The organism is Aeromonas sp. 602396 (assembly GCF_049173735.1).
GTDB lineage: Bacteria > Pseudomonadota > Gammaproteobacteria > Enterobacterales > Aeromonadaceae > Aeromonas > Aeromonas veronii_A.
In genome coordinates, this window is the sequence record NZ_JAAKSD010000012.1 from 61797 (window position 1) to 79741 (window position 17945).

Annotated in this window: 10 protein-coding genes; 4 read left to right on the plus strand and 6 right to left on the minus strand. The window is 61.4% G+C overall.

What is annotated here, in order from left to right; all coding sequences use genetic code 11:
• The first annotated feature begins 4 nt into the window (after positions 1-4).
• Positions 5-1105 (plus strand): efflux RND transporter periplasmic adaptor subunit, encoded by a 1101-nt coding sequence (locus tag G5229_RS14640; RefSeq protein ID WP_421209437.1) that lies wholly within the window; start codon positions 5-7, stop codon positions 1103-1105.
• A complete protein-coding gene (locus tag G5229_RS14645; RefSeq protein ID WP_421209439.1) occupies positions 1102-4209 on the plus strand; it encodes an efflux RND transporter permease subunit in 3108 nt (1035 codons plus the stop codon). The genes G5229_RS14640 and G5229_RS14645 overlap by 4 nt, the downstream gene beginning before the upstream one ends.
• On the opposite strand, the gene G5229_RS14650 is transcribed toward G5229_RS14645, so the two are convergent.
• From G5229_RS14650 to G5229_RS14670, 5 genes are all read right to left on the minus strand, one after another.
• Positions 4194-5321, minus strand: a complete 1128-nt coding sequence (locus G5229_RS14650) for a CobW family GTP-binding protein (RefSeq protein ID WP_258721559.1) — start codon at positions 5319-5321, stop codon at positions 4194-4196. The two genes, G5229_RS14645 and G5229_RS14650, sit on opposite strands and share 16 nt — an antisense overlap.
• A 9-nt stretch (positions 5322-5330) precedes the next feature.
• On the minus strand, positions 5331-6725 hold the full coding sequence (locus G5229_RS14655) for a D-arabinono-1,4-lactone oxidase (protein WP_421209441.1): 1395 nt from the start codon (positions 6723-6725) through the stop codon (positions 5331-5333).
• A 162-nt stretch (positions 6726-6887) separates the two neighbouring features.
• Entirely contained in the window at positions 6888-8474 is a 1587-nt protein-coding gene (locus G5229_RS14660; protein ID WP_005355079.1) for an EAL domain-containing protein, read from the minus strand.
• A gap of 280 nt (positions 8475-8754) precedes the next feature.
• Complete coding sequence (gene acnB, locus G5229_RS14665; protein WP_139433417.1) at positions 8755-11352, minus strand: bifunctional aconitate hydratase 2/2-methylisocitrate dehydratase; 2598 nt, start codon at positions 11350-11352, stop codon at positions 8755-8757.
• A 229-nt stretch (positions 11353-11581) separates the two neighbouring features.
• Positions 11582-13837, minus strand: coding sequence for a patatin-like phospholipase family protein (locus G5229_RS14670; protein ID WP_421209483.1), 2256 nt, complete (start codon positions 13835-13837; stop codon positions 11582-11584).
• Between the two features lie 234 nt (positions 13838-14071).
• Here G5229_RS14670 and G5229_RS14675 point away from each other — a divergent pair, with 234 nt between their 5' ends.
• The gene (locus tag G5229_RS14675) at positions 14072-15982 is read left to right on the plus strand and encodes a methyl-accepting chemotaxis protein (RefSeq protein ID WP_421209444.1); all 1911 of its coding nucleotides are present in this window, start codon (positions 14072-14074) and stop codon (positions 15980-15982) included.
• Positions 15983-16125: 143 nt separating this feature from the next.
• Positions 16126-16308: a hypothetical protein gene (locus G5229_RS14680; protein WP_421209446.1), complete on the plus strand. Its 183-nt coding sequence runs from the start codon at positions 16126-16128 to the stop codon at positions 16306-16308.
• A 69-nt stretch (positions 16309-16377) separates the two neighbouring features.
• Here G5229_RS14680 and lpdA read toward each other — a convergent pair whose 3' ends face one another.
• Positions 16378-17805 carry a dihydrolipoyl dehydrogenase gene (gene lpdA, locus G5229_RS14685; RefSeq protein WP_005341659.1) on the minus strand — a complete coding sequence of 476 codons (1428 nt, stop codon included), beginning with the start codon at positions 17803-17805 and terminating at the stop codon, positions 16378-16380.
• Positions 17806-17945: the final 140 nt, after the last annotated feature.

Here is a 17945-nt window from a genome sequence, read left to right on the forward strand (position 1 = left end):
TGTCATGACACTTTGCTTAATCCTGCTGGCGCTGTTACTGAGTGGCTGCAGCCCGGTCACTGAGTCAGAAGAAACACCCGCCCTGACCCGGGTGATCGCCCAGCCGCTGCAAGCCAGCGATCACTACCCGGTGCTGCACCGCTTCAATGGCCGGGTGATCGCCCCCGAGCACAGCCAGATAGGCTTCGAGCTGGCAGGGCGGATCGCCACTCTGCACAAGGGACGCGGAGAGCCGGTCGAGGCCGGCGAACTGCTCGCCACACTGGACACCCGGCTGCTGGCAGTGGAAGCCAAAGAGCTGGCCGCCCGGGCCGCCCAGAACGAGGCCGAGCTGACCCTTGCCCGGCAGACGCTCGATCGACTCACCGCCCTGCGCCAGCAGCAGTTCAGCTCCCGTCAGGCGCTGGATGAACAGCAAGGCAAAGTCCGCATGCTGGAGGCAAGCGCCAACCAGCTGGCCGCCGCCCTCGAAGCCAACCGGGTCAAACAGGAGAAATCACAGCTGCGCGCCCCCTTCAACGGGATTGTGGTCAGCCGCGAGCAGGCATTGGGGGCCGTGGTGGCCGCAGGCCAGCCTCTCTTCTCCCTGACCCGCAGCGGCCAGTGGGAGGCCGATATCGGCGTGCCGGTGAAACAGGCCGAGACCCTGATCGTCGGCCAACGCTACCCCCTGCAAAGCGGTGTGCAATCACTGGAGGGGCGCCTGCTTAATCTGGGGGTACAAGTGGACGGGCAGACCCACACCCGCACCGCCCGCTTCCAGCTGACCCGGGGCGGCGAACAACTGGCAGAGGGGCAACTGATCACCCTGTTGCATCAGACCCGCGAGCCCACCCGTGCTTACGAGGTGCCGCTCACCGCGCTGACCCAGGGATTGCGCGGCAGCTGGACCCTCTATCTGCTCAACGACGAAACGCCACCCCGAGTAGTCAGTCGGGACGTCACCCTGCTGCAGCAAGATGGCGAACGAGCCTGGATCAGTGGTGCCCTGAACGGACAGGAACAGCTGGTGACCGATGGCCTGCATAAACTGGTGCCGGGCCAGCAGGTCACCCTGACCACCAGCGTGGATCATCAGGTGGCGCATCCGGAGCCACAGTCATGATCCGCCCGTTTATCGAGAATGGCCGCCTGCTGCTGTTGACGGTCGCACTGCTGCTGACGGCCGCCCTTGCGGCATTGCAGACCCTGCCCAGAACCGAAGATCCCCAGCTCACCAGCCGTTTTGCCAGCGTGGTTACCCACTTCCCCGGGGCCAGCGCCGAACGGGTGGAAGCGCTGGTGAGCGAGCCCATCGAGAACCGGCTGCGGGCCCAGAGCGAGATCAAGCTGATCGAGTCGAGCTCTCGCCCCGGTCTCTCCATCATCAATCTGGAGCTCAAGGATGAGGTCAGCGATGTCGAGCCTGTCTGGTCCAGAGTTCGTGACCGGCTGGCAGATCTGGCCGCCGGACTGCCAGCAGGCGCCACTGCCCCCAAGCTGGATGACGAGAAGGGCTACCCCTTCACCCGGCTGGTCAATGTGGTCTGGCGCGGGCCGGGCCAGCCGCAGCTGGATCGCCTCGCCCGCTACAGCGCCGAGCTGGAACGCCGGGCTCGCCAGCTGCCGGGCACCGAATACGTCGAGCGGGTCGGGACACCACAGGAGGAGATCGAGGTGCGGTTCGATCCCCTCGCCCTCAGTGCCAGCGGCATGAGTGGCGAACAGCTTGCCCAGGCGCTGAGCGGTGCCGATGCCAAAGTAACCGCCGGAGAGTTGCAGGGCAGCCACAATCGCTTTCAGGTGGAGATCCGCGGCGCCCTCGATACCCTGGAGCGGATCCGCCAGATCCCGCTGCGTACCGGCGAGCAGGGCCAGACCCTGCGCCTTGGCGATCTGGCCGAGGTAAGACGTACCCTGCACCAGCCGGAGAGTCAGCTGGCCTTTGCCAATGGTGAACGGGCCGTGGTGGTCGGCCTGCGGATGGCACAGGATCACCGCATCGACCTCTGGTCGGCACGGGTCGATACAATGCTGGCCAAGCTGCAACAGGACTTGCCGGATAATATCGGCCTCGTCACCAGCTTCGATCAGCAGCGTTATACCGATCAGCGGCTCGATACCCTGCTGCTCAACATTGTGCAGGGCTTCCTCATCATAGTGGCAGTGCTGCTGGTGACCTTGGGAGTCAAGGCCGCCATTATCGTGGCCCTGTCGCTGCCGCTTACCGTGGCGTTCTCTTTCGCCTGCATGAACCTGATCAATCTGCCCATTCACCAGATGTCGGTCACCGGTCTGGTGGTGGCGCTCGGGATCATGGTGGACAACGCCATCGTCATGGCGGATCGGGTGCAGTATCAGCGCCGCCACGGCATGGCCATGAGTGCCGCCGCACTGGAAGCCATCGGCCACCTCTGGCTGCCACTGCTGGGCTCCACCCTCACCACCATGCTCGCCTTTATGCCGATCATTCTGATGCCGGGCCCGGCGGGCGAGTTTGTCGGCGGCATCGCCTGGGCGGTGATCTGTTCGCTGCTGGGATCCTACCTCATCGCCCACACCCTAGTGGCTGGCCTCGCAGCCCGCTGGATTGGCAGTGACCAGGGGGGGCGCTGGTATCAGGATGGCTTGCACCTGCCCCGGGTGAGCGCCCGTTTCCAGCAGAGCATCGCCATGGCGCTGGCTCACCCCTGGCGTACCCTGCTGCTGGTCAGTCTGCTGCCCCTGCTCGGTTTCTGGGTGGCGGGCCGCCTCACCGAACAGTTCTTTCCCCCTGCCGACCGGGACATGATCCACATCGAGGCCGGCCTCTCCCCACAGGCGAGCCTGGCGCGCACCCGCGAGCTGGCTCTGGGGATCTCCGCCGAGCTGGCCAGTCTCCCCGAGCTGATTCGTCAGGATTGGGTGGTGGGCGACAACGCCCCCAGCTTCTACTACAACCTGGTGCCCAGAAAACAGGGGCGGGCCGATTACGCCCAGGGGATGATCACTCTGCAGGATGCCGATGCTGCCGAGCGGCTCATTCCACAACTGCAGCAGCGGCTCGATGCAACATTTCCCGAAGCGCAGATCCTGGTGCGCAAGCTGGAACAGGGGCCACCTTTCAATGCCCCGGTCGAGCTGCGGCTGTTTGGCCCCGACCTTGAACAACTACACCGTCTGGGAGAGGAGCTGCGCAGTCTGCTCGCCAATACCCCGGCCGTGGTGCAGACCCGCGCCACCTTGCAGGCAGGGGCACCCAAACTCTGGTTGCAGGTCGATGAGGAGGCAGCCCGACTGGCAGGCATGAGCCTGACCGATGTTGCCTCCCGGCTGGCGGGCGCACTGGATGGCAGGTTGGGCGGCACTGTGCTGGAAGGCACCGAGTCAATCCCGGTTCGGGTGCGGCTGGCCGAGCCCTTGCGTCAGGATCCGGATGCGCTGCTCAATGTGCCGCTGTCGCTCACCGGCACCGGCCAGCAAGGGGCAGCCAATCTCACCTTGCGGGCGCTGGCCACTCCCGAGCTGCTGCCAAGCTGGGGGGAGATCAGCCGCCGGGATGGTGAGCGGGTCAATGTGCTGGAGGCCTATCTGGCGGTCGGCGTACTGCCGCAAACCGTGCTGGAGCAGGTCAAAGAGAGGCTGGCCGCCAAGGCGCTGGCATTGCCGCCGGGCTATCGACTGGAGTTTGGCGGGGAAGCCGCCAAGCGGGATGAATCGGTGGGCAATCTGATGGCGCACGTCAGCCTGGTCGCCGTGCTGCTGGTGGCCGTGCTGGTGCTCAGCTTCAACTCGTTCCGGCTGGCAGGCATCGTCACCCTGGTGGCGATCCAGTCGGCTGGGCTCGGGCTGCTGTGGGTCTGGCTACTGGGGTACCCCTTCGGGTTTACGGTGATCATCGCCCTGCTGGGACTGATGGGGCTGGCCATCAACGCCGCCATCGTCATTCTGGCCGAGCTGAGGGCAGACCCGCTGGCACAACAGGGCAATCTGCCGCAGATCCGCGATCTGGTGGCCGGTTGCAGCCGCCACATCGTCTCGACCACCATCACCACGGTGGGCGGCTTCATCCCGCTATTGCTGGGGGGCGGCGGCTTCTGGCCCCCCTTTGCCATCGCCATCGCCGGTGGCACAGCGCTGGCGACCCTGCTCTCGTTCTACTTCGTGCCGGTGGCGTTTGTGCTGTTCAACCGTCGCCGTCCTGACCTGATGCAGGAGAGCTGCAACGCGCAAGATCAGTTGTCGGGCTGACCCAGCATGGCTTTGAGCCGCTCTTCCAGAGTGGGCTCGGGGGCCTTGAGGGTCGCCATAAAGAGCTGCTCGATACCGGCCTTGTCCTGACTTTTCACGATAAACACCAGTCGGGACTGGGCCTTGCCCTCCGGCCAGTCGCCCAGCGCCTGCAGCGGATAGAGCTGGCCGTGGACGCCGTGGATCACCACCGGCTGGCTCTCCCCTTCCAGCTGCAAAATCCCCTTGAGGCGCAGCAGGGCATCGCCATATTGGGCCTGCACCGCATCGATGGCGGCCAGCAAGCGAGAGGGTTTGAGCGGCTCGCCGATACGCAGGGAGAAACTCTCGATGTTGCCGTGCTCGAAGTGGGTGGGTGCAGCAGTGCCTACCTTGGCGGCGAACGGTTGCATCTTCGGCTGCATCGGTGACGCCAGCCCCTGCTTGGGAGATTCGGTGCGCAGCCAGGCCAGCAGCTGGCGCACATCGCGCCCTGCCGCTTCGTTGTAGACGCCGAGCTTCTCCAGCACTGCTGGCGACAGTTCACCATTGGTCACCTGCTGGATCGGGGCCGCCGGATTGAGTGCCGCCAACTGGGCTTCGACCCGTGCCAGCTGCTCGTCATCCACCAGATCGCCTTTGCTCACCACCAGCAGATCCGCCAGCGCCACCTGTTTCACCGCTTCATATTGAGCCGCCAGCTGTTGCTCGATATGGCCGGCATCCACGACGGTGACAGTGCCATCGAAGCGGTAGCGCTGGGCAATAAAGCCCTCTTCCCTCAACGTGAACAGCACGGGGGCCGGATCGGCGAGGCCAGTGGTCTCGATAATCAGCCGCTTGAACGGTTTGATCTTGCGCTGGATGGCCTTCATAAAGAGCCCCTGCAACGCCTCCACCAAAGAGCCCTGCACCGAACAACAGATGCAGCCGGAGTCGAGCAGCATCACCTGCTCATCCACCTGTTGCACCAGATGGTGATCCAGCCCCACCGAGCCGAACTCGTTGATCAGCACGGCGCACTCACCAAGCTCCGGCTGCTTGACCCAGTGATTGAGCAAGGTGGTCTTGCCGCTACCGAGAAAGCCGGTCAGCAGGGTCACTGGGATACGGGTATCTTGCATATCGGTCATGTCAGATCCTTACCGGTTGGCAAACAGGTCGCTGAGCCAGCGGTTTTCAAAGCGGCCATAGGGGTCGAGCTCGGCTTTCAACGCCACGAAGTCGTTCCAGCGCGGCAGCAGGGCCGGGAAGTCGTAGAGATCCATCGCCAGATGTTTGCCGAAGTGGGGAATGCCGCCGAGCGGCACCAGCAGTTGTTGCAGCTCGCGCATCTGCTCCATGGAGCCGTTGACGAAGGTGCCGTCCGCCGCCAGATAGACCAGAAAACCGATCCAGCAGACCGGCTGGCCATAAGCGGCGCTGAGCCAGGCCTCAGAGGGGCCGGTACAGCGCAGGATAAAGGGGTAGTGCAGCACGCCGGGGTTGGCCTGCTGCCAGGCCTGCAGGGTCTCCAGTGCCTCGTTCATCCGATGAAGCGGCACCGCCACCTCACAGTTGATCTGAGGTGCCGGGATCCCCTTGCAGAGGATCTGGTAGACGTTGCCCACCAGATCGGAGGCATCCTTGAAGCGGCGCACCGTCTCGAAGTGCTCACCGGCCAGCGCCTCATCCTTGGTATCTTTCGCCATCTTCTGCAAGGTGGCATCAATGGTGGCGTTCATGCGGGCGTCGATATCGCCATCCAGCAGCAGCGGCTCGCTGCCGCCAGCGCGGTAGCGGGCCACCTCGTCATCGGAGGCGGGATCCACCAGCCAGATGTGGCTCTCGCCGGTCCAGGCAAACCACCAGCTCTTCACAAAGCCGTGCTCGCGGTTGAGCCGTTCGTTGTGCTCCAGCAGGAAGGGGTAGTCGGTGGTGAACTTGGTGCAGCGCATGATGCGATTTGGCACGGTGCGCAGGGTGACGTCGAGCAGGATGCCGAGCATCCCCATCCCCATCACGAAGGCGCCGAAGCGCGGATCGGTGCGATCCACCCGGATGATGTCGCCATTGGCCAGCATCACCGTCATCGCCTCCACCACATCGCAGAGGGCAGACTGGTGCAGCCCCTGACCGTGGGTACCTGTGCTGAGGGCGCCGCCCAGGGTCTGGATGCCGATAACGCCCGGGGATGCGGGCAGCATCCGCTCCATGGCGATCAGCTCGGCATAAACGGTATCGAGCGGCGTCCCCGCCTGATAGGTCACGGTATCGGCGGTTTTCGCCAACTGGCCGCGCAGGTGGTGCAAGTCCACCAGCAGTGCCTGACTGCCCTCGGTATAGACGCTGTGAATGGGCTCAAAAGAGAGGCCGGAGCCGATAAGACGCAGCTTGCGCTCGGGGTGTTCCCGCAGCAGCGCCTGCAGCTCGTCGCGGTTTTTCGGGCGCCACACCTGATCCAGCGCCCCGAGGGGATTGGTTCTCGACCAGTTGAACAGCACCTCCCGATTACCGATCGCCTTGATGCTGTGAAATGCCTGGAACTGAACCGTCATACCGCGCCTCATCTTTTACTGACGTCAAAATGAGCGCCGATTCTACCGAAAAGTGAGCCACAAGGCATGGAAAACAAGCCCCTGCACTAGAGGGGGGATAGGGGGAGAGCACTCCCCTACCCTGCCAGACGGGAGCGTGGCCGCCCGTCTGTCACCGATAGATCAGGTGGCGTTCGGGATGCCTCGCACCCCATCTGGCTGGCGGGTTTGTGCTTCTTCCGGCAGCAGCTCCTCGCAGAACTGGCGCAGCGGCATGGGGCGGGCAAACAGGTATCCCTGTAGATAGTCGACCCCTTTGGCCCTGAGGTAGTCAGCCTGACGCTCGCTCTCCACCCCTTCCGCCACCAGCGCCAGACCGAGCCGGGTCGCCAGATCGATCACATTGTCCACGATATGCTCCGAGAGCGACTCGGTACCGATGCGGGCGATAAAGGATTTGTCGATCTTGAGGTAATCCACATGAAACTGCTGCAGGTAAGCCAGGCTGGAGTGGCCGGTACCAAAGTCGTCGATGGCGAGTTTGACCCCCATCTCGTCCAGCTGGCGGAACAGGGAGAGGGTCTGGGGATCTGACATCAGCAGCTCCCGCTCGGTCAGCTCCAGCACCAGTACCACCTTGCCGGGGAGGAAGTGACCGAGAAAGGCGCGGCACTCGGCCAACAGGGCAAAATCGTGGCAATGGGCGGCGCTGATGTTGAAGCTGATATGAAACCCATCGGGCAACTGCTCCTGAGAGCGGTTCAACCGTGTCGCCACCTGCTTCATGATATGGGTGGTCATGGGGACGATCAGTCCCGACTCCTCTGCTTGCGGAATAAAGAGATCGGGCCGGATCACTCCTTCATTGACATGTTCCCAGCGCATCAGCACCTCGGCGCCCATCATCTTGCCGTCGTGGCTGGCAATCAGCGGCTGCAGATAGGGAACAAACTCCCTGGCCCGCAGGGCTCGTCGCAACTCATCTGTTGGCGAGCCGGGCCGCCCCAGCACCCACCACACCAGCCAGGCCAGCAAAAGCGAGGAAACCGCCAGCCACGACAGCGCCACATGCCGCGCGGCCCACAGCGACTTCCAGTAGACCGGCATGGCATAACCGGCATGGATGGTGAAAGGATAATGGGATGAGGTGAGGGCCTGGCTGATCCCGCGATGGAGGGTGGGCGCCTCGCTCAGATAGCGGCCCGACTCATTGAGCCAGGCAGACCCCACCTGCAGATAGAGCGCACTGGATTTTCCGCTCATGGAGAGCATGAAGCTGAGCTGGGTACTGTCGATGGCGCTCAAGGCGGCATCCTTGCCCTGCTCGGTGCGCACTACCAGCAGCGGGTGATTTTGCCGCACCCGGTTGCCACTCATCAGCAGCAGCTTGCGGCCGGTGTAAATGGAGCCGTCATCGGCATCATTGGCCTCACCAAACAGCGAGGTGCAATTGATGATGCCGTTTCGCACCAGATTGACCGAACGCAGGAAGGGCTCGATGGCGACCTTCTTGCGCAGCACCAGCAGGTTGTCGCGACAGGGAGCATTCACCAGAGGCAGCACGGAGCGGTTGGCCTGCTCCGCATGATCCAGCATCGACTCCATCAGGGTTCTGGCCTTGTGGGCCGAGGCGCTGGATTCCGCTTTCAGCTCCTGCACATAATTGCTGTGGATGAGCCAAGCTCCCACCAGCAGCGGCAGGGTAAAGACCAGCAAGGCACCGCCGAAGCGTAACCCGGTTCGGGAGAGATCGATCCTGAACAGAAACATAAAGAACCACGCCGCAATTCGTCAGGCCTGCCAACGCAAGCACCCAGTGAACAGATATCCACTTTCCCTCGATAACGATGCCTCATCATTACCGCACATAACCGAACAACATAACCCAAAGCGTTTATAAAACGAACCACCAAACAGGTGGTTGGATCTCTCTAGCAAGGATCGTGCAAACAATCTTCAAAAAAGACGGTGAATAACACACAAATAAATAATGCCGCGTAAATAAGCGGCATTATTGGCTTCTTATCGCGCAAATCGCGCAAGAACTCCGTTAAACGGCTTGCTGCAGGATCACCGCATCGGCCTTCTTGGTGTAGGAGGCGATCTCGTTGAAGTTGAGGTAGCGGTAAGTATCTGCCGCAGTGGCATCAAGCGCCTTGGCGTACTGCAGGTACTCCGCCACGGTCGGGATCTTGCCGAGGATGGCGGCAACGGCGGCCAGCTCCGCAGAGGCCAGGTAGACGTTGGCACCTTTACCCAGACGGTTCGGGAAGTTACGGGTGGAGGTGGAAACCACAGAGGCTCCTTCCGCTACCCGCGCCTGGTTGCCCATGCACAGGGAACAGCCCGGGATCTCGATGCGGGCACCGACGCGACCAAAGATGCCGTAGTAGCCCTCTTCGGTCAGCTGATCCTTGTCCATCTTGGTGGGCGGCGCGATCCACATGCGGGTCGGTAGCTCGCCCTGATACTTCTCGAGCAGTTTGCCGGCGGCGCGGAAGTGACCGATGTTGGTCATGCAGGAACCGATGAACACCTCGTCGATCTTGTCGCCAGCCACGTCGCTCAGCAGACGGGCATCGTCCGGATCGTTCGGCGCACACAGGATCGGCTCCTTGATGGTGGCCAGATCGATCTCGATGATTTCGGCGTACTCGGCATCCTTGTCCGCTTCCATCAGGGTCGGGTTGGCCAGCCACTCTTCCATCCCCTTGATGCGACGGGTGATGGTGCGCACGTCGCCGTAGCCTTCGGAGAGCATCCATTTCAGCATCACGATGTTGGACTTCAGATACTCGATGATCGGCTCTTTATCCAGCTTGATGGTGCAACCGGCAGCGGAGCGCTCGGCGCTGGCATCTGCCAGCTCGAAGGCTTGCTCCACCTTCAAGGTCGGCAGACCTTCGATCTCGAGGATGCGGCCGGAGAAGATGTTCTTCTTGCCCGCTTTCTCGACGGTCAGCAGCCCTTTCTGGATGGCGGCGTAGGGAATAGCATGAACCAGATCACGCAGGGTGATGCCCGGTTGCAATTCGCCCTTGAAGCGCACCAGCACGGACTCCGGCATATCCAGCGGCATCACGCCGGTGGCGGCGGCGAAGGCCACCAGACCGGAGCCCGCCGGGAAGGAGATACCGATGGGGAAACGGGTGTGGGAGTCACCACCGGTACCCACGGTATCCGGCAGCAGCATGCGGTTCAGCCAGGAGTGGATGACGCCATCCCCCGGACGCAAGCTCACACCGCCGCGGTTCATGATGAAGTCCGGCAGGGTGTGGTGGGTCTGTACGTCGATGGGCTTGGGATAAGCTGCGGTGTGGCAGAAGGACTGCATGGTCAGATCGGCGGAGAAGCCGAGGCAGGCCAGGTCTTTCAGCTCGTCGCGGGTCATCGGGCCCGTGGTGTCCTGAGAGCCGACCGTGGTCATCTTGGGCTCGCAGTAAGTGCCCGGGCGAATGCCCTTCACGCCGCACGCCTTGCCCACCATCTTCTGGGCCAGGGTGAAGCCTTTACCGGTATCGGCCACCGGCTGCGGGCGACGGAATACGGTGGAGAACGGCAGACCCAGCGCTTCGCGGGCCTTGTCAGTGAGGCCGCGACCGATGATCAGCGGAATACGGCCACCGGCGCGCACTTCGTCGATCAGCACGTCGGTTTTCAGTTCAAACTGCGCCAGCACCTGTTCGGTGCCGTGTTTGCAGATCTTGCCGGCATAGGGGTAGATGTCGATCACATCGCCCATTTCCAGCTTGGAGACGTCCACTTCGATAGGCAGTGCGCCGGCATCTTCCATGGTGTTGAAGAAGATCGGGGCAATCTTGCCACCCAGACAGACACCGCCAGCGCGCTTGTTCGGCACGAACGGAATGTCGTCACCCATGAACCAGAGCACCGAGTTGGTGGCGGATTTACGGGAAGAACCGGTACCGACCACGTCACCCACATAAGCCAGCGGGAAGCCTTTCTCTTTCAGGGCATCGATGGTCTTGATGGGGCCGACGGCGCCATCCTTGTCCGGAGTAATGCCGGGACGGGCGTTTTTCAGCATCGCCAACGCGTGCAGCGGAATGTCCGGGCGGGACCAGGCGTCCGGTGCCGGCGAGAGGTCGTCGGTGTTGGTTTCGCCAGTCACCTTGAACACGGTGACGGTGATCTTCTCGGCCAACTCCGGGCGGGAGAGGAACCACTCGGCATCAGCCCAGGATTGCATCACCTGTTTGGCGTGGGCATTGCCCGCCTTGGCCTTCTCTTCCACGTCGTGGAAAGAGTCAAACATCAGCAGGGTGTGGGAGAGCCCCTTGGCGGCCAGCGGCGCCAGGGTGGCGTGATCCAGCAGGTCGATCAGCGGCTGAATGTTGTAACCACCCTGCATGGTGCCCAGCAGCTCGACAGCTTCGGCGGCAGTCAGGATGGGAGAGTGGGCTTCGCCCTTGGCGACGGCGGTGAGGAAGCCGGCTTTGACATAGGCCGCTTCATCAACACCGGGGGGAATACGGGAGGACAACAGCTCTTTCAGAAAGTCTTCTTCGCCAGCGGGCGGGTTCTTGAGCAGTTCAACCAGGGCGGCGACCTGCTCTGCATCCAGAGGTTTGGCGACCACGCCCTCGGCAGCACGTTCTGCGACGTGTTTACGGTATGTTTCAAGCACGACTAATTCCTCTTTGGTCTTTTTTTGGGGTTCGCCCAAGCTCGCGGCGATCGTCCTTGCGGGACACCCCGTAGGGTGCTCCCCACTATATAAGTTTTAACGACTAATTAAAATCCAAACCCTGTTTACTTATTCACCACAAAATCATAACCAATTAAACATGCTGGTATTTTTTGATAATTAATTGAACGTCATCAATCAGAGTTAACAAATTGGCATCATTTCGGCATTATTCGAACGTACTACCCAATTGCAGATAGAAGACGTCATTGCCCCCCTCCGCCATGCCGTAGCCGAGGAACACAGGGCCGAGGAAGCTCTCCACCCCGACATAAAGCGACCCGGCGGTAAACGAGCTCTCCAGACTGATATCCTCCCCCTTGTTCCAGACCCCGCCCTGCTCCAGAGATCCGCCCAGATAGAGCGGCATCTTGAGGGCACCGAAGTCATTGTCTGCCACCCGATAGATGTAACGCAGGCCACCAAACAGGCTGTAGCGACCGCTCAGCTGGTAGCGCTGGAAACCTGAGAGGCGGAACAGCCCGCCCAGATCCTGAATATGCAGTGGCACCACCTCTTCACTGCCCGAGCCACCCCCTTCGAGGATCAGGTTGAGGCTGTGCCTGTCCCATGACCAGGGCTTGATCATGGAGAGTTGATAATTCCAGCCTTCACTGCGGCCATCTGCCGACTCGAGTCCATCCACACTGACGTGGGAGTGGCCCAGTTTCATATCCCACTTCACCCCCTGATAGGGGAAATAGCGGCTATCCAGATTGTCGTGTTCAAAGCGGACATAGGGGCCCCACGCCGTGGCATCCCCTTGCAGCTCTTTGAAGTTTTTGATCTCGATACTGCCCGTCTGCCCTTCCAGCCCCATAGACAGGCGGCTCCAGGGCTGACGATTCCAGCCGACCGCCAGATCGGCGCTGAAGAAGGAGTACTCGGTATCGAGATAGGTAAATATCGGTTCGTCCGGATCCGGATTAAAGAGGCTTCTCTGGGTCTGGTCATAGGCCAGGCTCGCCTCGCCATAGAAGGTCTGGGAGGGCTCCAGCGGTGTATAGAAGTCGGTCTTGATATGTTTGGCCGTGCCCAGTGATGCCTCGGTCAACCACTCGGCCCCCCACTCGTTGACGTTGGTGAGGGTGTAGGACATGCCGACGTTGTAGTTGGAGGTATTCTCGAAGTCATCGGTGAAACCGAACTGGAAGTTGAGGTAACCAGGCCCCCAGTTCTTCTCGCTGGCATCCACTACCAGCACGTTCTCCCCATCGCGCTCCTCCACTTCATAGGTGATGCGGTCAAACGACTCCAGCGCATAGAGGCGGCGAATGCCAGCCTCCAGACTCTCGTTGGTCTGGATCTTGTCCGGCCGAACCTTCAGCATGGCGTGCACCGTCTCGTCGGAGAGGCGCGACTTGTTGATGATCTCCACCTTGTCGATGAAGTAGGCGGGTTGACCACTTCGCTCGGCACGGCGGCTCAGCTTCTGGTTGCGATAGGCGTTGTACTGCGCCTTGGTGAGCGACAGCTTATCGAGTTGCAGCGACGCCTTGTACGCCGCCGCCTCACCCATTTTGATCCCCTCCGGCATGCGGGCAAAGTCGGCGATCCCCATATCGCCAAACTCGGGAGCGATCAGTATGTCTTTCGGCCCCATCAGCGCCTTCTGCTTGTCGGTACCCACCTGGGTCATGTAGGTGGTGAGCTGGTCGATCATCGCCAACCCTGACTTGAGTGATTCACGGGTACGCAGCTTGGCACCGATATCCACCGCGATCACCACGTCGGCCCCCATTGCCTTGGCGACATCCACCGGCATGTTGTTGACGCTACCGCCGTCCGCCAGGATGTGCCCCTCCCACTCCACCGGCTTGAGGGCACCGGGAATGGACATGGAGGCCTGCATTGCCTTGGCCAGGCTGCCGTGATCCAGCACAAAGGGGGTGACCGTCTCCATGTCGGTCGCCATGGCGCGGTAGGGAATGGGGAGATCGTCGAAGCTCTCCTGTACCGGCAGGTTGGAGGTGGCCCCCCGCAGCAGGCTGGCCATGGATTGGCCCTGGAAAAAACCGTCCGGCAGCTGGGTGGTGTCGCCATTCACCCCGATATCGGTGCGCAGCTGATACTGCTCGTTCTGCTGCTTTTTACGCAACGACAGCTCGTCGCGGCCCACCTTGTCCTGATAGCCCTTGTTCCAGTCGATGGCCAGGGTAGTGCGCTTCACCTCCTCGGCACTGAGCCCCATGGCGTACATCCCCGCCACATAAGAGCCCATGCTGGTGCCGACTATGATGTCGACCGGAATCCGTTTCTGCTCCAGCACTTTGAGGATGCCGATATGGGCCGATCCCTTGGCACCGCCGCCGCTGAGCACCACCGCAATTTTCGGGCGCTCCCCCTGTGCCGCCACAGCCAGCAGCGGGCAGGCCGCCAGCATCACCAAAAGCAGACGGGTCCATCCCGCACCTAAGCTGCGCATCATATTTTCCATATTATTCAGAGGGTCAGTCACCAAGGATGGCCTCTACTATAAGGGGCCCGGCAGTTAGCGCAACCGTCAATCCGCCTCCCGCCTGTGCTGCATGGCGAAGGGGCGAGTCGCCGCCCCTGTGAGCGCAAACGTAATCCGCAAATAAAGGGCTGCAAGCCTCATGGGTAGCGCCGCGCTGCCGCTAATATGAGCGTCGTCAATCTCAACCTTTTGAGCACCTTTATGCTGGCAACCCTCACTCTTAAACAGAAAATACTGGCCACGGTCACCCTGGCCGTGGTCGTCTCCTGCCTGCTGGTAGGCTACTTCAGTCAACGCTCGGCCCAGCAACTGATCGAAAACCGGATGTTCGAGCAGGAGCTCCCCAACCTGACCCAGCGGATCAGCAAGGAGATTGAACAGGATCTCCACGGCATCGCCCAGGCCGCCCGCCAACTGGCCACCGACCGCTTCATTCTCGACTGGGTGGATCGGGGCATGCCCAAAGAGCAGGAGCCGATCCTCATCAACCAGCTCAAGGATGTGGCCAACCAGTATGGTCTGGTGACCGCCTCCTTCGCCGATCGCCAGACCGCAGCCTACTACAACCAGGATGGCTTTCTGCGCAACCTGACCCCAGCGCAGGACGCCTGGTTCTATGACTACACCAAGAGCCAGAAGGAGATGACCCTCAGCATCTTCCGCGAGAGCAACGGCGAGGTGAAGCTGTTCGTCAACTTCCAGCAGCTCAACGGGCGCGGGCTGGCCGGCTTTGCCAAATCCCTCGATACCATGGTGACCATGGTTTCCAACTTCCGGCTGGAAGAGAGCGGCATCGTCTTTATGATCGATGGCAGCGGCAAGGTGAAGCTGCACCCCGAGGCCAACCGTATCGAACGCGATACCTTGGGCGGCATCGCCAGCGGTGATACCGGCAGCCTGCTGGCCAAACGTCCCTTTGCCGTCATCAACGCCGAAGTCAATGGCGAGCCCATGGTACTGGCCAGCAGCTATATCCCGCTGCTCGACTGGTATCTGGTGGCCCAGGTGCCAGAAGCCGAGATCTATGCCGAGCTGGATCAGACCCGCAACGAGATCCTGATGATCTCGCTGGTGATTGCCATTGCCATGGGGCTGATGGGGATGCTGCTGGCAGGCTCGGTCAGCCGCCCGCTCAACGAACTGGCCCGCCTGTTCAAGGAGCTGGGCAGCGGCGATGGGGATCTTACCCAGCGCCTCAAGGTGGAAGGACGTGACGAGCTGAGTCAGGTCGCCACCGGCTTCAACAACTTCGTCGCCAAGATCCACGGCTCCATCGAGCAGGTAGCGGAGAACTCCCGCCAGCTCGCGGCCACCGCCAACGAGGTGGCCAACAAGGCGCAGCTGACCCAGCACAACTGTACTGCCCAGCGTGACCGCACCGTGCAGGTGGCCACCGCTATCCACGAAATGGGGGCCACGGTGAGCGAGATCGCCGGTAACGCTTCGCTGGCAGCCGAAGTAGCCAGACAGGCCAACGATCAGGCCGATGCGGGTGCGGTAGTGGTGGCGCAGGCGCGCCACGGCATCGTCGACCTCTCCGGCGAGATTGAGCAGGTGGCAGGGGTTATCGAGTCGCTGGCGAGCCAGACCGACTCCATCGGCAGTATCCTCGAAACCATCCGCAGCATCTCGGAGCAGACCAACCTGCTGGCATTGAACGCCGCCATCGAGGCCGCTCGCGCCGGTGAACAGGGTCGCGGTTTCGCCGTGGTGGCAGATGAGGTGCGCAATCTGGCCAACCGCTCCGCCGCCTCGACCGCCGAGATCCAGGGGATGATCAACCGCTTGCAGGAGCAGAGTGCCCGCGCGGTCAGCGCCATGGCGCAGGGGCGCAACCAGAGTCTGGAGGTAGTGAGCCAGGCCGATGAAGCCAACGCAGCCCTCGGACAGATCACCGCGCACATCACCCAGATCAACGACATGAATATCCAGGTCGCCACCGCCACCGAGGAGCAGTCCAGCGTGGTCGGCGAGATCAACCGCAACGTGGAAGATATCAACCAGCTCACCATGGAGACCGCCGATATCGCCCACCAGCTGACCGAATCGAGCCGCAGCCTGCAGCAGCTCTCCGGTCAGCTGGACAAGCTGGTTGGCAACTTCCGGCTGTAGTCTGCATCCCACTTATGAAGACTCACCAGAGGGCGCTGCGGCACCCTCTGTCATAGCCACGGCAAACGGTGACGCACGGCCATTCAACCGCCGTTATGCGGCTCTCGAAATGCCTCATAATCAGGGAAATATGAGGAGGAGTTATGGGCAAACTGATAGTGATGGTGTTGCTGGGAGGAATGCTCAGCGCCTGCAGCAACGGGCCGGTGCGGGTACACGGCGCCGACGTGAGCGTAGACGATACCCGGATCCGGGTCAGTGACGGCAGTGGTGGCGGTTATGGCACCTTCTGCCCGCCCGGTCAGGCCAAGAAGGGGCGCTGCTAACCTCTTAGCCAAACCCCGAAAACAAAAAGCCGCTCAAATGAGCGGCTTTTTCATGAAGATGGCAGAAGATTACTTTTTCTTCTTGGCCTTGGCGTTCGGCAGGTCGGTGATGGAGCCTTCGAACACTTCGGCAGCCAGACCCACGGACTCGTGCAGAGTCGGGTGAGCGTGGATGGTCAGCGCGATATCTTCGGCGTCAGCACCCATCTCGATGGCCAGGCCGATTTCACCCAGCAGTTCACCGCCGTTGGTACCCACGATGGCACCACCGATGACGCGGCCGCTCTCCTTGTCGAAGATCAGCTTGGTCATACCGTCGGAACAGTCGGACGCGATGGCGCGACCGGAAGCAGCCCACGGGAAGGTAGCGACTTCGAAGTTCAGGCCCTGTTGCTTGGCTTCCTTCTCGGTCAGACCAACCCATGCCATCTCTGGCTCGGTGTAGGCGATGGACGGGATCACTTTCGGGTCGAAGTAGTGCTTCTTGCCGGCGATAACTTCGGCGGCAACGTGACCTTCGTGAACACCTTTGTGTGCCAGCATCGGCTGACCCACGATGTCACCGATGGCGTGGATGTGCGCCACGTTGGTACGCAGCTGCTTGTCCACCTCGATGAAACCGCGCTCGGTCACGGCAACGCCTGCCTTCTCGGCATCCAGCATCTTGCCGTTCGGCACACGGCCTACGGCAACCAACACGTTGTCGTAACGAACCGGCTCGGCCGGGGCGTGCTTGCCTTCATAGGAGACGTACAGGCCGTCTTCGCGCGCTTCAACTGCGGTGACCTTGGTCTCCAGCATGATGTTGAATTTCTTGGCCACACGCTTGGTATAGATCTTGACGATGTCTTTGTCGGCAGCCGGAACCAGCTGGTCGGCAAATTCCACCACGTCGATCTCGGAACCCAGAGAGGAGTAAACGGTACCCATCTCCAGACCGATGATGCCGCCACCGATAACCAGCAGTTTGCCAGGAACGGTTTTCAGCTCCAGCGCATCGGTAGAGTCCCATACGCGCGGGTCATCGTGGGGAATGAACGGCAGCTTCACCGGACGGGAACCGGCCGCGATGATGGCGTTGTCGAAGGTCACGGTAGTCTTGCCGTCTTCCCCGGTCACTTCGAGCGTGTTCGGGCCGGTAAATTTACCCAAGCCGTTAACAACCTGAACTTTACGCATCTTGGCCATGCCAGCCAGACCGCCGGTCAGCTGGTTGATAACCTTCTCTTTCCACAGACGGATCTTGTCGATGTCGGTCTGCGGTGCACCGAAGACGATGCCGTGCTCGGCCAGCGCTTTGGCTTCTTCAATCACTTTAGCAACGTGCAGCAGCGCCTTGGAGGGGATGCAGCCCACGTTCAGGCAGACGCCACCCAGGGTGGAGTAACGCTCGACGATAATAGTATCCAGACCCAGATCGGCTGCACGGAAAGCAGCGGAATAACCGGCAGGGCCAGCACCCAGTACTACGACCTGGGTTTTGATTTCTTTACTCATCATGACCTCTTTGTCGTTCTTATATCCCCGGACAGCGCAGTCTTATACCGAAACGGGTGGCTGCAGCCGTGAAAAAAACGGGGCAAGTTTACGATCATGTTAATGAAATGAGAAGTAAAAAGGGCAGGCTCTGGGCCCGC

Bases quoted from the DNA above. Each gene is read 5' to 3' on its own strand.
- G5229_RS14660 (WP_005355079.1), bottom strand. From the start codon at position 8,474: ATGTTTCTGTTCAGGATCGATCTCTCCCGAACCGGGTTACGCTTCGGC.
- G5229_RS14650 (WP_258721559.1), bottom strand. From the start codon at position 5,321: ATGACCGATATGCAAGATACCCGTATCCCAGTGACCCTGCTGACCGGC.
- G5229_RS14680 (WP_421209446.1), top strand. From the start codon at position 16,126: ATGGGCAAACTGATAGTGATGGTGTTGCTGGGAGGAATGCTCAGCGCC.
- lpdA (WP_005341659.1), bottom strand. From the start codon at position 17,805: ATGAGTAAAGAAATCAAAACCCAGGTCGTAGTACTGGGTGCTGGCCCT.
- G5229_RS14670 (WP_421209483.1), bottom strand. From the start codon at position 13,837: ATGCGCAGCTTAGGTGCGGGATGGACCCGTCTGCTTTTGGTGATGCTG.
- G5229_RS14640 (WP_421209437.1), top strand. From the start codon at position 5: ATGACACTTTGCTTAATCCTGCTGGCGCTGTTACTGAGTGGCTGCAGC.
- G5229_RS14645 (WP_421209439.1), top strand. From the start codon at position 1,102: ATGATCCGCCCGTTTATCGAGAATGGCCGCCTGCTGCTGTTGACGGTC.
- G5229_RS14675 (WP_421209444.1), top strand. From the start codon at position 14,072: ATGCTGGCAACCCTCACTCTTAAACAGAAAATACTGGCCACGGTCACC.
- G5229_RS14655 (WP_421209441.1), bottom strand. From the start codon at position 6,725: ATGACGGTTCAGTTCCAGGCATTTCACAGCATCAAGGCGATCGGTAAT.